The sequence below is a fragment of the Rhizobium sp. BK650 genome, assembly GCF_014195325.1.
Classification (GTDB): domain Bacteria; phylum Pseudomonadota; class Alphaproteobacteria; order Rhizobiales; family Rhizobiaceae; genus Rhizobium.
The window spans coordinates 243,873-258,716 of the sequence record NZ_JACIBK010000010.1; the positions used below are offsets into that span (position 1 = coordinate 243,873).

The 14,844-nt window shown below is 56.5% G+C and carries 9 protein-coding genes; 5 read left to right on the plus strand and 4 right to left on the minus strand.

Annotation, left to right across the window (positions count from 1 at the left end; all coding sequences use genetic code 11):
• Positions 1-4: 4 nt before the first annotated feature.
• Positions 5-5,572, minus strand: coding sequence for an AAA family ATPase (locus FHX15_RS22970; protein ID WP_184400667.1), 5,568 nt, complete (start codon positions 5,570-5,572; stop codon positions 5-7).
• 443 nt (positions 5,573-6,015) lie between these two features.
• Between FHX15_RS22970 and FHX15_RS22975 the strand changes: the two genes are divergently transcribed.
• The 3 genes from FHX15_RS22975 (at position 6,016) to FHX15_RS22985 (ending at position 8,665) form a co-directional block, all read left to right on the plus strand.
• Positions 6,016-6,495 (plus strand): carboxymuconolactone decarboxylase family protein, encoded by a 480-nt coding sequence (locus FHX15_RS22975; protein WP_184400668.1) that lies wholly within the window; start codon positions 6,016-6,018, stop codon positions 6,493-6,495.
• 174 nt (positions 6,496-6,669) lie between these two features.
• Entirely contained in the window at positions 6,670-7,509 is an 840-nt protein-coding gene (locus FHX15_RS22980) for a tryptophan 2,3-dioxygenase family protein (protein ID WP_184400669.1), read from the plus strand.
• Positions 7,510-7,615: 106 nt separating this feature from the next.
• Positions 7,616-8,665: a glutathione S-transferase family protein gene (locus FHX15_RS22985; protein WP_184400670.1), complete on the plus strand. Its 1,050-nt coding sequence runs from the start codon at positions 7,616-7,618 to the stop codon at positions 8,663-8,665.
• Between the two features lie 164 nt (positions 8,666-8,829).
• On the opposite strand, the gene FHX15_RS22990 is transcribed toward FHX15_RS22985, so the two are convergent.
• Positions 8,830-9,207 (minus strand): GFA family protein, encoded by a 378-nt coding sequence (locus FHX15_RS22990; protein ID WP_184400671.1) that lies wholly within the window; start codon positions 9,205-9,207, stop codon positions 8,830-8,832.
• Between the two features lie 245 nt (positions 9,208-9,452).
• Positions 9,453-10,415: an MBL fold metallo-hydrolase gene (locus FHX15_RS22995; RefSeq protein WP_184400672.1), complete on the minus strand. Its 963-nt coding sequence runs from the start codon at positions 10,413-10,415 to the stop codon at positions 9,453-9,455.
• Between the two features lie 372 nt (positions 10,416-10,787).
• On the opposite strand from FHX15_RS22995, the gene FHX15_RS23000 reads away from it, so the two are divergent.
• Both FHX15_RS23000 and FHX15_RS23005 read left to right on the plus strand, forming a co-directional pair.
• Positions 10,788-11,699 carry an MBL fold metallo-hydrolase gene (locus FHX15_RS23000; RefSeq protein ID WP_184400673.1) on the plus strand — a complete coding sequence of 304 codons (912 nt, stop codon included), beginning with the start codon at positions 10,788-10,790 and terminating at the stop codon, positions 11,697-11,699.
• Between the two features lie 403 nt (positions 11,700-12,102).
• Positions 12,103-12,513, plus strand: coding sequence for a cupin domain-containing protein (locus FHX15_RS23005; RefSeq protein ID WP_184400674.1), 411 nt, complete (start codon positions 12,103-12,105; stop codon positions 12,511-12,513).
• Between the two features lie 75 nt (positions 12,514-12,588).
• On the opposite strand, the gene FHX15_RS23010 is transcribed toward FHX15_RS23005, so the two are convergent.
• On the minus strand, positions 12,589-14,820 hold the full coding sequence (locus tag FHX15_RS23010; protein ID WP_312861886.1) for a PAS domain-containing protein: 2,232 nt from the start codon (positions 14,818-14,820) through the stop codon (positions 12,589-12,591).
• Between the last annotated feature and the right edge of the window lie 24 nt (positions 14,821-14,844).

A 14,844-nucleotide genomic window follows, 5' to 3' on the forward strand; every position in this document is an offset into this window, starting at 1 on the left:
CCAATCAGGAGCTTCGGACTGGCAGTGATCCCTTAGCTTCACCACTGGGTCGCATGCCATCCAAATTGCTGGCACGTTTGAGAGTAAAAGAAAAGGTCGCGCCCCCTTCCGAATTCGCTGCTGCCCAGATTTGCCCTCCGACGCTTTCTATGATTGCCTTGCTGACCGATAATCCTACGCCCATACCGTTCGGTTTGGTGGTATAAAACGCTTCGAACAGTCGCTCGCTGTCTTCGTCATCGATGCCACATCCGTTGTCACTAATGTCAATTCGCACGTGGTCCCTACCGTAAGACCTAGTGGAGATACCTACGGAACGCTGGCCGCCGGGGAGAAATCGCACGGCATCTACCGCATTGAGAAGAATGTTCAACACAACCTGCTGTACCTGGGCTCTGTCGCCGGAGGCTGAGGGCAGCCACTCTGCAAATGAGGATCGGAGTATGACTTCGTTCGCCTGAAGTTCGTTTCCGGCAAGGGTGAGAACCTCGCGGACGACGTCGTTCAAATCGAAAGCCTCAACAATCGGCGTGGTACTGCCGAATAGGCCGCGCAAGCGCCTGATCGTATCGGCAGCGCGATTTCCATCTCTGAGACTGCGGGCGGCTGTACGCCGTGCGCCATCGAGGTTTGGTGGTTCGGAGGCGAGCATCATCTGACACGCCTCGGCGTTCGCTACAACACCCAGCAAAGGCTGGCTGACTTCATGCGCGATCGATGCCGCCAGAACTCCCAAAGTGGCGGTGCGCGAGACGTGCGCGAGTTCCGCGCTGATGCGCGCGAGCACATCTTGCGTGCGCTGCATTTCACTGACGTCCTGCAGAGAGCCAAGACGCAGGCGGCCACCCTTCGCGTCGTATGCTGTTCGTGTCACAAGACGAACATCCCGGATGCTGCCGTCATGCAATTGCAGCTTGAACTGGCGATCAATGTCCGTCCCGTCTTGCCGAGCGCTTTCGACGAGCTGTTGGAATTCCGGTTGGTCCGCCGGGTGAATAAGGTCTCCGATGTGGCGTATCGTTAGCGGGCTATGATGTGGAAGGTGACAGATGCGGTATATTTCTTCTGAGCATTCAAGTCGGTCGAGTTCGTCACTCCAGTAAAAGCTGCCCGTGCGGCTCAGGCGTTGCGCTTCACGCAACCAAGCCTCGCTCCGCTGGAGTTCCGAGTAGAGTCTCGCGTTACCGAGCCATATCCCCGCCTGCGAGGCGAGAAAGTCCAGAACTGAGGTTCGGTTCTCTGAGAAGACGTCGGAAACCACGTTGTTTTCAACGTAGAGAAGGCCGATCAGAGTGGTAGCATTGAATACCGGTACGCATAGAATCGATCGCGGCTGGTTTACCTGGAAGTATTCGTCACCCGGATCGAACATCGCGACTGCTGTGTCGTGCAGAGCTACCGCTGACTTTGTCCGCGTGACGTAATGTAGCACCGACGATGGAAGCTCGGACCCGGCATGTCGCCTCCTATTTTGCTGGACTTCAATGTCGCCTTCCGCAGTAACGGCCGTTGCTTCTATGTAAAGTTCGTCACCCGATAGAAGCATCAAAACACCGCGCTCCGCTCCCGAATTCTGCACCACAAGCTTCATCAGCTTTTCGATCAGGCTGGCGAGTATGACTTCGCTCGATAATACGCGGGAAGCCTTGCCGACCGCATCAATATCGAGCGAAGCCACAGGCAAAGCCAGGGACGCTTGTGTTTGGGATAGCGACCCACGGCTCGTCAGGTCGATAAAACGGAAATCGAGCAGCCTCACTTTCGCGACCGCACCCCATCGAGCAAATGCCTCCCTTGCGCGCCTCAGGTAAGCTTCCGCCGCGATGTCCAACCCGCGGGTGACATAGAACCTGCCGGCGAGTTCGCTGGCGATCGCTTCCACTTGTAGAAATCCGTTCGCCCTGGCACCCCTAATTGCCTTCTCGTAGAGCGACTGCGCGTCGGCACTCTTGCCCTCCAATTGTGCTATCTCGGCTGCAAGCAGAGCTTCACGGCAGGCGAACGTAATTTCACATCCGCTCGCCCACGCCTCTAGCCGGGCGTGATGCCGATGGAGGTCTTCGAGATGCTGTTTACGGCGACCGGCTGGCATGACGTCACGTACTGCTAATGCTGATGCGTTGAGGCCCGCATAGAATTCGAACTCAGCTTCCTCTATCGAGGATCGCATTGCCCATTTGATCGGCTCTACGCGTAAGGCAGCTTCACGCGCCGCTGAGAAATCTTCCGTCAGATAGTATTCGGCCAGGCGGAACACCCAATGATAACTGATCATCATCGCGTTGCGAGGCAGCGGATTGCTATACTGGTTAGCCCAGCCATCGACATCGCCGTGTCCTTCTGTCAGCAGTCCACGTAGCTTTCTTATGAAGCGAACTTGGCTGAAGAAGTTCTCGTGCGGTAGTCCCAGCTCTACCATGCGGGCAAAGGATAGGGCATTTTCCGCCACCTTTTGCACTTCCGGGAGCGGTTTGCCCGACATTAGCTGATGCGTAATATGGTTTCTGGCGCTGTAGGCGGCAAACGCCAGATCCCCGGTTGAGGTGCTGATCCGAAATGCCTCTTCGGTAAGGAGATTGCTGTGGGCCAGTGGCTTGATCCAGGGCACGGCGAAACCAGCAAAAAGGGCATATACACGCGCCTTGTATCTCCCCGCCCGTCCTCGATCCACGAGCTTTCGCGAGAGCTCACCGAACTGATACGCCGTCGCGTAGTCACTGAATTGAGCGCCCAGGGCCATATTCAAGGCAGAGAAGGCAACGCTCGAGCTGTCGCACAAACCATGCCGCAAACTCAGGACGGTCATACGAAGCAGCAGGAATTCCATCAGCCGGCGATCCACTGCGTAGGCCGCAGGGAAGACTTCAGTCATCACGTCCATAGAAGACTTGATGTGGGGGTCCGCCATTGTTGGAGCGAAAAAAAGATCGTCGATCGGTCTCTCGATCAAAAGCCGGTGAAGCTCCTCGAATTCTCCGACAACATCTGCGTATCCCGGCTGAAGCGGCCATTCGATTCCGGCTTTTCCCAAGAACTCGACGCCGGTCTCCACCGCCTCAATGTTTCGTCCGGTCGTAAACAAAAGCAGCACGGTTAGGCATATCACTTCCGCACGCTCCGCGAAGGCGGTTGTTCCTTCAATAAGCTCGGCAAGCCGCTCCTCGGCGGACGAGAAGTTTCCATTGACTATATCGCATTCGGCAAGGCCCAATCGAAGTCCGAAGGATAGAGGATGGTTCTCTTCCTCTTCGCGGCTTAGAACGGACAGGCCTTTATCAAAATACGACTGAGCGGACGTGTAGGCGCTCGCAAGTCTCGCTCGTTCGCCGGCTGCCATGAAGACTCTCGCGACCGCCATGCGTTCGTCGCCAGAAACGAGCTCTAGTGCTTTATCAAAGTGGCCGGCGATCATATAAACCGTATCGTCGACCTCAGAGAGGGTGGCGAGAAGGAGGCGTCCGATCCTCAGATGTTCTTTGGCACGCACCGTGTCGTCCAGCGAGATGCATGCAGCCATCTGAATTTGGTCATGTACGAAGGTCACGAGATTTGATGACATTCGGACCATGCCGGCCTCGATTGCGGGCCGCAACGTCGGCTCCAGTTCGTCGATTTTCGTCCCGAGAACGAGTGCGGCTGTCTTCAAGTCGGTCGCGCTGCCCAGAAGCGACAAGATTCCCAAAGCGCCTTTTGTTCTACTCGGCAACCTCCCTAGCTGGAGTCCAAGGAGTTGGGCCACGTTCCGTGTGACGCTTCGGCTCGCGACTTCTGCATCGTTCCACTCCCATTCCGATGTGTCGGCTTGGAAGGTAACTAATTTATCCGAGGCGAGCTGCCGAAGAAATTGAAGCGTAAAGAACGGGTTCCCGTCCGTCTTCTCATTAACAATTGCGGCCAGTGTTTCGACACGCTCTGGCGGGCACGAAAATACATTTGCCAAGAGCCGCTCAAGATCGGTGTTCGAAAGCGTATCAAGCCGAATGTCCGTGACACGATGAGAGTTCTGCCTGATATTGGCGAGGAGGGTGGCAAGTGAGTGGGTCGAATCGACCTCGTCATCCCGGTATGCGACGACCAGGAGTGTATGTTTGAGCTGATGCTCCGTCGCAAGCCCTTGGATCAGATCCAACGTCGCCGGATCGAGCCACTGAAGGTCGTCCACGAAGACAACGAGCGGATGGGCAGCGGTGGCAAATACACTTAGGAAGGCCTTAAAAAGGTATCTGAAACGGACGGCAGCTGTGGCAAGCTCCGCAGCCGCGATAGGTGGCTGATTGCCAACTATATGCGAAAGCTCCGGGACAAGATCCACCATGAGTCCGGCATTCTCTCCCAAAGCCTTGACGAAATTGGCCCGCCATTCTTGGACTTCTGCTTCGTCTTTCGCCAGCAATTGTCGAACGAGCCCCCGAAACGCCTGGATGATCGTGGAGTAGGGCGTCTCCCACCTGTTCTGATCGAATTTTCCTTCCGCGAAGAGAAAGCCCCGGCCTACCAGGGTTTGCTGTGTGCCAGCCACAAGGGACGACTTCCCGATGCCGGCGGCTCCGGTCACGATCACGACTTCGCTATCCGCTCCGGCCGCCACGCGCTCTGCCGAGTTCAACAGAAGCTGTCGAGCGACATCACGCCCGTAGAGCATCGCGTCGTAGCCCGAGTGTCTGAAGAGATCGCCTCGTGCGACTGGAAAGCGTTCAATCTTTCCTCCGACAGCCCACTCCGTTACGCAGCGTCTGAGGTCGCTCTCGACCGCCTTGGCAGATTGATATCGAAGGTCCGGATCCTTCTCCAGTAACTTGAGCAAGATGGCGTCGAGCTGTTCGGGAAGCCCGCGATATCTGAGGCTCGGCTTTGGTGGGCGCGTGGTTAGGTGTCGGTGTGCCCAATCGAGTGGCTCGGAAGCGGAAAATGGCAGGGTCCCGGTGAGCAGTTCGAACAGCGTCACTCCCAAGCTGTAGAGGTCGCTGCGTTGATCAGGGCGCCGGTTTGTACGGCCCGTCTCCTCAGGGGACATATATGCCGGAGTCCCAAAGGAGCGCAGAACAGAATTTATGGCTCTGCCGGCACGGCCGAAACCCGTAAACGCCACCTCACCGTTCTCCGTCAGAAAGCAGTTCTCGGGCCGCATATCGCCGTGGATCAGTCCCGCCTCATGAACTAACCGCAGCGCTTCCGCGATGCGGCAGGCCACCTCTAGCTTGCGACCAATGGAAGATGCGGTTCCCCATTCTGCGGCCTTGCACACCCTGCCGAGCGGAATGCCACCGGGATCAACAAGAGTCATCCCGACTTGCTTTTGCCCCATAACGACTTTGGTCGGGTGCAGTATCGCCGTGCTATGCGCAATTGACTGGAGTAGTTCTAGCTCTTGAGTGAACTCTTCCTCTCGGGAGGGCTCGACATTCGCGGCAACAATAAGAACTGTCTGTTGGTCTTCCGACGTTGCCCGATACCATGCGCGGTCAACGTCGGAATGCAGTTTTACTGCTACGATATCTGGATCGCCGATAACCTCAGCGGCGATAGATGCGACGAAGTCTTTGTCTGCTTCGACGGTCAGGTCGGAGTGCATGCTTGGTTCGGGAGGCGACATTTATCGATTGTACACGGTTCGATCCCCCAAACGGAGGTAAACGAACGTTCTATTGAGTTGGTCTAGCTCCCCAAAATGGAAGGTGAGCGAGGGCTAGCCGCTTCTATCACACGTCCGCCGACATCTTTTACCGGTCAATAGTAATAGCTGCCGTTGATCTTGTCGAAAGATTGCGTTGTTGGTGGCGGAGGCCTGCGTCAGAGCCCGCTCCTAGCGGAATTCTTTCCTTCGGATCGATGACGACCTACTGGCGGTATGATAGCCGGTATTCCCGCCGGAGCGTCGCTCCGCCGGGAATACCCATGCGTAACGTAAAACGAGCGTATAGCTATCCTAACATGACATCGTACCTCAGGTTCCGTTCGACCCGCGGACTTGGAAGTCGCGCGGGCGCTCAATGAACGTCAAACTGGAAGAAGACGATGACACAGCGGATCAACTACGCGCAGCTCTCGCCCGAGCTTTTCAAAAGCCTGATGGGCTTCAGCATGGAAGTGAAGAAGGGCTCGATCGAACAATCCATTCTCGATCTGGTCGATATCCGTGCATCCCAGATTAATGGATGCGCGTTCTGCCTGGACATGCATTCGAAAGAAGCCAAGATCCACGGTGAGCGCGAACTGCGCCTCTACCACCTCGCTGCTTGGCGCGAATCTACCCTGTTTAGCCCGCGCGAGCGAGCGGCTCTGGCTTGGACTGAAGCGTTGACCAAACTGCCGGAAGGCGGCGTCTCCGACGAAATCTACGAGAGGGTTCGCGGCCAGCTTTCCGAAAAGGAAATCTCCGATCTGACGTTCCAGATCATGGTCATCAACAGCTGGAACCGCGCTAGCGTAGCGTTTCGTGCAGTTCCCGGCTCCGCGGACAAGGCTTTCGGCCTAGACAAGGCAGGCCTGGCATAAGTGCTTAACGCATGCGGCCAACTGATCGGCCGCATGCGGCCCTGCCGGCATCGTCCAGCTTTTTGGACGCTGAGTCGAAGAACGGCCGCCTGTCCGACCTCGCAGATTGGCTCTACGCTCCCTTGACCGGACGCAAATAGCCGGCGGCGATAAGCCGAAAAAGAGGACGGAACAATGAACGACACTGGGACAATCCAGCCGATCCAGGGCGACGGCCATACCCCTTACAGCAGATACGTCCAGACAGAGGTCCTGCATACGCTTCAGGAGTTTGTCAGCGACAGTCCTGCAGAACCTGCATTTCTCGCCAACGTCCAGATCAGTGAAATCTACTGGGCGCTTATCACCCGCGAGCTACTTGCTGCGCAGATCGAGCTTCGCCACGATCGTATCGCGGCGACGAACCGCATTCTTCGACGCATCGTCAGCCACATGGAAGCCTTCAACGCTAACTGGCGCTCGCTTTCATGGCTCACGCCGGCAGAACTCATGCCCATCCTGAAGGGATTGAGCGCAAAGCACGGCAAAGACACGGCCCTGCAAGGCTGGACGTTCCGCGAGATGACCTTTCTTCTAGGAGTAAAGGATCGCCCGTCGCTCGAACACTTCGAGCCGCAGCCGCAGAGACATCTACAACTGACGGAGCGCTTGAACTCGCCGAGTCTGTACGACGATATTTTGGCCGCACTGGCGCGCGCCGGAAAGCGGGTTCCGGAAGACTACCTCAGGCCCGACTATGCGAAGGCATACAAGCCAAGCAAAGAGATCGAAGCCATTTGGGCGGAAATCTATCGCAGGGATGATCCAGCAGATCAATGGCGGTCATTGGCCGAGCTGCTCGCTGATATTGCGGTGGAATTCACGAATTGGAAGTATCTCCATCTGATGGCGACGCGCCGCACTTTCGGATCTCGGCCCGCGTATCACGGCGTTGACGCAATTCAGTGGCTCCTTCCCACCATGGAAGAGATTCCATTTCCTGAAGTTTGGACTGCCCGGGGCCTTGTTTCCTAGCAGAGCAGCGCCGGTCGCCTGGCTGGCGTCCCCTCAACACAAGCAAAATTTCCATGAGGTACCTCCGGGATTCCGGGGAGCTCGGATAGCTCGGGGAGAGCAGGACATGGACCACATTAGGTTGAATTCACTGGTGTCGAGCGCGCGCGCTTGTATAGCTGATAGCAAGCGAGCCGGTGTAATGCGTTTCTCACGTGGTACAGAGAAAGGGCGCTTCTTACTCTTCCATGCCGCAATGTCGTTCTGCTCACAAAAGGTGCGTGCAACCTTGTTGCAGCGGGGCGTGGCTTACGAGTCAAACGAGATGTTGATACTCGCCAGCCGAGATCGGGACGGAAACCTGGTTGCTGCAGAGAACTATAGTGCGGAGTACGTGCGTCTAAGGCGCTCAGGCCAGGTATCAAGTGTCAGGGGCTTGGCGGACGGCTACTCGGGGATGTCATCGGTCTCGCTGTGCGGATTGGACGCGTGTGCTGTCCCGACTTTGGTCGACCTCGACACAGGTGAAGTGATTGTCGATTCTCTCCGCATTTGTGTTCACATCGACTCTGCGGTTGGCGGTTCCGACCCGTTGATACCGATAGCTGACCAGGATCGGCAACGGGTTTTCCGGCAACTGGAGGCCGTCGATGCCACGCCACATCCCGGTCTGCTATACGGCTTTCACCCACATAGAGATCGGCGTCCTCAAGTGCTTCGGGATGCCATGAAGACGGTCTACGACGAGAAGCTCAAGACACTGGCGGCGCTCGCCGCTCGTCATTCGGCTGACCCCGAGGTTGTCGAGGCCTATCATGCAAAGATTTCGAAAGAGAGCGCGGGGCGGGCAGTTCAGCACGATGTAGTCTTCCAGGAAGCGATCCGGAAGGCCACACGTGAACGTCTCGCGCAACTCAATCTTGATCTTCAGCAAAGCACAACGGATTGGTTATGCTCCAATAGCCTGAGCCTCGCCGACATTTTCTGGGCCGTTAGTTTGGTAAGGCTTCGATACTTAGGCCTCGCGGTTCTATGGGAGGATCTGCCCCTCGTTGAACCTTACTATCGGATGGTTACGTCGCTGCATTCCATTCGCGAGGAGGTTATCAATGCGACGATCGCGTCCATGCCGCCATCAGCATATTTAAGCTCTGAAACGGCAACGCGCGCTTTCTGACACATCTGGTCAACGCAAACGATCGTTTTGCTACCACCGTTAACAAACTGCTGTTCTAATTATCGAGGTCGATTGGCTATGGGGACACCCAGCAAACTGGAGCTCGAAAGGACGGGCGGAGATCCGAGCCTTTCGCCAAAAGTTCCCCAACCTCTGCTGCATCGCTAGCCAGCCTGCACGGTGACCCATGAATGCCGCAGGTGGCCATAAACGACCTTGTCGGGCTCGAGCCCGGAAGGATCTTCGAAGCAACCCAAACCAATGGCTGTCAGGTCAGGATACGCGTTCGGCATCCAATATACGGTCGTGCCGCAAGATGGGCAAAACTTAAACGTTACGTTGTGCCCACTATCGCCGGTCCGTGTATACGTCCGTTCGTCGCCGGCGCATCTCACATTTTCCGATTTAAAGAGAACCGCAACTCCAAAGACGGAGCCAGTGCGAAGCTGGCACGATCGGCAATGACAGACGGCGACCATGACTGGCGACCCATGAGTAGTTGCCGTAAGCTCACCGCAGCAGCACGTCGCCAGTCTTCTCATCTCGCGTCAGCCTTGTAGATACGGGACTTGGGGCTTTTCATGCTTCGATCAACAAGTTGACCTGAACGCGCGCGCCCACATCTAGCCCAACTGAGAAAAGGATGCCCGGCTATTGCCGGACATCCTCGCTTATACTGAATTTGGGACAGCTACTGCTGCCGCAAATGCCACCACACTTTCCTCGTATTGAGGATGTCATCTCTTCGCTTGGGAAGTGCTTTGCTTCCGCAGCCCCCCGATTTTCCTCAGTAGTCCCAGAATACCGGTACCCAGCGGAATGCATCGCCGGCGACGGCGACACGGCCGAGGGACGGGAAGGGCAGATGGGTTGCGACGAGGAGTTCGCCGGTTCCTGCAAGCTTATTGAGAAGATCGATGCGGACACGGGCGGCCTCCTCGGGGTCGTGTTCGAAACCGTTGTGCCAATTGGGCTGGTCAAAGCCCACTGCAAAGATGGCGTCGCCGGCGAAGGTCAGTGCCTCGTCTCCAGATGCGACTCGGATAATGGAATGACCCGGGGTGTGGCCGCCGGTCCGGCGGGCAATAACACCAGGTGCGACTTCAACCTGTTCGTCAAACGGGACAAGGTTGCCCCGATACTGAGCGAGGAAATTCTTGGCGGTCGCTTTCAATGCGTCGGGAAAACCATCCGGCATCTTCGTTTTGGTAAAGTCCGGCGACTCCCAAAACGCTACCTCGGCGGCGGCAACGTGAATACGAAGATTAGGATGGAGGCGCTCCTTAATGCCGTCGACCAAAAGGCCGCCGACGTGATCCATATGCATGTGGGTCAGCACGATGTCAGTGACGGATGCAAGTTCAATGTCTGCATGCTGCAGACGCTGCAGCAGCTGGCCCGCGCGCGGCAGGTTAAGGTCAGGATCAAGACCTAGGCCTGCATCCAGAAGGATCGTCTGCGAACCACTACGGACGACCACCGCGTTCAGCGGCCAGTCGAACGCATCTGGCGGAAGAAACTGATCCACCATCCAGTTGGCGCGAACGGTAGGATCGGCGTTGTGACCCATCATCACGGTCGGCAATGGCAACACACCGTCGCTGACAACCATCACATCGATGTCGCCGATCTTAACCGCGTATCGCGAGGGGACGAGTTCCTCAGCACCCTTCTTGCCGATGTGGAACGCACTTTCGGGCGGAACCTGCAGCTGCCGGACGGGTGACGGGTGGTTTGATGGTTGCGACATTTCGCACTCCTTTGTTGTGGACTAATGGTCACCGTTGCGAGCACTGGATTTTGAACCAGACTGGGTTTTGCGTTTGTATTGCAAGCTCGCCGCGTGACGCTTCGAGAAAGCTAGCTTTATGGGTCGTCGTTGGTAACCAAACTTTAGTTTGGGAGAGCCGAGCGGTGCGGCGCTGTTACGCGCGGTGGCAGGGAAGATGCGCTTTTGTAATCTACGTATAGGGGAGGGACTTCGAAGCTAAACCCAAACCTCTGTTTAGCTTCGGCTACGTCTGCCAGTCACATAGAACGGCATGGCCGCTTTCGGACATTTCCTGTGCAGGTGCATGCCTCCGTTGCGGCATTTCTCTATGAAAGATCAAAGGAGTTCAATATGGAAGCCGAAGTCTCGACACGTTCGCGTGCGCAGTTGGATGAGCTGGTTCCGTCTCGCTATGCAGTCAAGGTTGGCGACATAGAAGTCATAGTTATCAGCGACGGCGTGCTTGCGCCGCCGGCAGAGTCTATGGCGACAAACGCTGACACAAAGAGCCTTAACGCGTGGCTCGACGACAGGCTTCTCGCGCACGATACGTTTGGCTGGGCGCTCAATGCAGTCGTTGTCAAAACACCCAAGCAGACGATCCTAATCGACAGCGGTCTTGGTGAAGAGTACCCGGATTTCCCGCGCGCTGGACACCTGATCCAGAGGCTAAAGGCAGCGGGTGTCGAGCTTGGCTCGGTTACCGATGTGGTCCTGACGCACATGCATTTCGACCATGTTGGGGGCTTGCTGGCTCACGGGGTAAAGCAGCAGCTCCGGTCGGACTTGCGAGTGCACCTTTCCGCCCCGGAAGCCAAGTTCTGGGAACGGCCCGACTTCTCCAAGACTGCAATGCCGCCTGCGCTCGCAGACCTCGCTCGCAAAGCATCCTTGGATTTCCTGAAGGAGTATTCGAGCTATCTACAACTTTTTGACCAGGAAGCTGAAGTCGCCGACGGCGTCACCGTGAGCCTGACGGGTGGTCACACGCCCGGTCATAGTGTAGTCCGCGTGCAATCCGGAAATGATAGATTGATGTTTGGAGGCGACGCGATCTTCCCCGTCTCGTTTGATCATCCAGAATGGCACAATGGCTTCGAGCACGATCCGGAGGAGGCAACGAGAGTTAGGCTGCGTCTTATGGCAGAACTGGCAGCTTCGCGCTCTTGGCTCGTTTCTACCCACATGCCATTCCCGTCAGTGGGCCGGGTGGTGGCTGCGGGAGATTCGTATCGCTGGGTGCCGGTTCAGTGGGACTATTGAGCCTGGCTGCGGCCTCCGACTTGCGTTGACCATGTAAAATCATCGTCAGCGAGAAGGTGAACTCGACTTGACGGGTACAAGGCCGGGCTGAGACCCACCTGCCTCCCGTCAAGCCATTCGTTACTGTGGCGTCGATAGGCGTAGAAGCACCTCCGGAGATCGGATCAGCTCGCCGGCACGCGCAGACTCGACCGGGAGAGGCAAGCGAGTTGCGGGTTCTCTCCCTAGTCCTCAGCCTTTGACTTTTTCGGATATGAGACTGACAGATCGACAGCGTAGGGACGGTCCACGCTGCAATCGAGAGGGAATATGCCTAACCATCGTATAGCTCTGATCTCGACGGTGGATTTCATAGCGTGAGTCGGCCGCTCAGTTGTGACGCGGCTTAAACAGGAGACACGAAATGCTTCGCACTCTCATCACAGCAGCCATAGCGATGTCCTTAGCCATGCCAGCGATCGCGGCAGACAAACCGTATCGCGCAAAAATAACTGTCGTTTTCGATCATGTCCTCCCTAACGTTCCCGGCAAAAGCTTACGAGGTGTCTTGGTTGAATACGGCCCGGGCGGATCCAATCCGTCACACACACACGCCAAGAGCGCCTTTATCTATGCCACCGTACTGGAAGGAAGCATTAAAAGCGCCGTGAACGATGAAGAACCAAAAGTCTACAGGACCGGTGAACATTGGATTGAGTCACCGGGTGATCATCACAAGATCAGTGCCAACGCGAGCGAGACTGAACCTGCTAAACTTCTTGCGGTGTTTGTCGTTGATACGAAGGAAACGGAGCTGACGACCGCGGATAAGTAGTTGTCAAAGTCCGAGCAGCGATATCGTCGCTGCTCGGCCAAAGCTGTGTGTCGATTCGCGGAGAGATCTTTCGGCCTATGCCGGTTCGGTTGCCTCTTCGAGGACGGGTAACGTGAAAACGAAAACCGCGCCATGTGGCTCGTTATTTTCGACCCATAATCGGCCGCCATGTGAGGTTATGATTGATCTGCATATAGCGAGCCCCATTCCCATCCCGTGCCCTTTCGTCGTATAGAAGGGCTCGAATATTTTCGAGGGAGATTCCACGCCCGGACCCGTGTCGCTGATGGCTGTTTGAATTGCATCGCCTACACGCTTGATCCGAATGCGCAGAGTTCTGACATCGGAGTTCGGGCCAATAGCCTCTATACCGTTCCTCATCAGGTTAATTATCGCCTGCTGGATCTGAACTCGATCGAGCCGGAGAGCTGGAATTGCTCGATCAATTTCAATTTTCAGTATTATGCCACGCCGCAGGAGTTCTTCGCTGAGCAGATCACGGGCTTCGCCAACAATACGGCTGATATCACTCGGCTCTCGCGCATCGGCGGACTGGGCAAAAAGAGCTCGAATCCGACCGACAATGGCGGTCGCCGCGTTCCCGCTTCGGATGATGCGTTGCAACGCCTGATGCGCCCGATCGACATTAGGTGGGTCCTGCGAAAGCCATTGTTGGCAGGCCTCGGAGCTAGACAGCAAAGCGGCCAGCGGCTGAGCAACCTCATGTGCGATGGAAGCCGACAACTCCGCTAGATTTGCCGCCTGGGTCGCTTTAGCTAGATCCTCATGCGCGAGTCGCAGTTCCTCCTGCGCAAGGACCTGATCGTTGACATCAAGCGATACAGCGTACCATTCAACGATCGTTCCGCTCGCGTCTCGTATTGGCTCGGCACGACTGTCCATCCATCGAAAAATGCCGTCCGCGCCGCGGACGCGATAACGTACGGCAATACGATCACCGCGTTCCAAGCCCTGGCGAAGAGCCGACATCACCCTCAGAGCATCATCGGGATGTACGGCACTCTGCATGGTCTCCAAGGTTGCCTCGGAATGCTCGGCATATTGGTCATCAAGCGCAAAATAATCTAGTGTCGCTTTGCTCAGGAAGGTCGGCTTGCCCGAACCACTAAGGCGCATGATGTGCACCGGGACCATATTCACGAGTTGGGAAAGCTCTTGTTCACGGGCGCGCAAAGCCGCTTCGGTTTGTTTGTAGACAGTGATGTCAATCGACATACCGTACCAGCCTGTAATACGACCATCTCGATCCCGCGTCGGCCTCATCGCGACCCGATGCCAGCCGAATTCCCCGGTGGAAACTCTCCTCAGTCGATATTCGTTGTTCCAGTGCTCTCCTGCTCTCAGACTATGTCGAAGAGAGGCCGCTACTCGTTCGTACTCGTCAGGATGGAATATGTGCTTCCAGCCGAGATCTCCGCCGTCGAGAAAGTCGAGATCGGTAAGCTGCTTGTTCATCTCCTCAAGGGTTTGACCAATCGTCGTCTGGGCGTTGGGTGTCGCGTAGGTAAAGCGACCTGTCGTGTCCATCGCCCATCCGGTTCCAAATATCGTTTCGAGAACGAGCGCGGTTCGAGCGGCTTCGGCCGTCTCGCCGACCGCGTTGGTTATCGACCAAGGCAAATCTTGAGCCGAGATTTTTGCGGGAGTGTCGTCGGCGATCGGGTAACCTGGTTCCGCTCTGAACTCGGTCCAGGTGTATCTGCCATCGGGCTCAAGTCGCCTGTATCGCACAACCTGTGGGAAGCCACTCCAGAAAGCACGGGACGATGCGTGGCTTGCTAGGTCTCTATCGTCGGGGTGAACCAACCTCAGAAACTCTGCGGAAAGCGCAGGCGGATGCCGGCCGCCGATATCCGGCTCGATCCCGGTGATGGGGAATGACTTCGCGGGGCTGTTCGAGCCCACGACGACGACGCATCCCAAGGCCACCGCAAAAAATGTCGCCCACGAGACATAAAAGGGGCGCATCTCATCAGAGCCGGCCAAAGCAACCGTCACTGTACTGGCTAGTGCCAGGACGAGCACCCCGAATACCGTAAACAGGACTATCCGGTCGCACCGATGCGCGACCGCAACGATCGGCAAAAGGAGTCCCATCGGGCTCAAGCTAAACCAGTAGAGGATGCCGCCGGCTAGGAAAGACCCGACCAAGATGGCCATGCGTGGGAAGGCAATTTTCTGTGTCATCGCCGTTCCATCCGTCACGATTTCCTCGATTTTGTCCATAACCAGAATTGGCGGTTCGGCTCCGCGTGAAAACCCTCCTTCACGGACAGGAGACTTCACCAACAACTATCGAATCCCTTGACC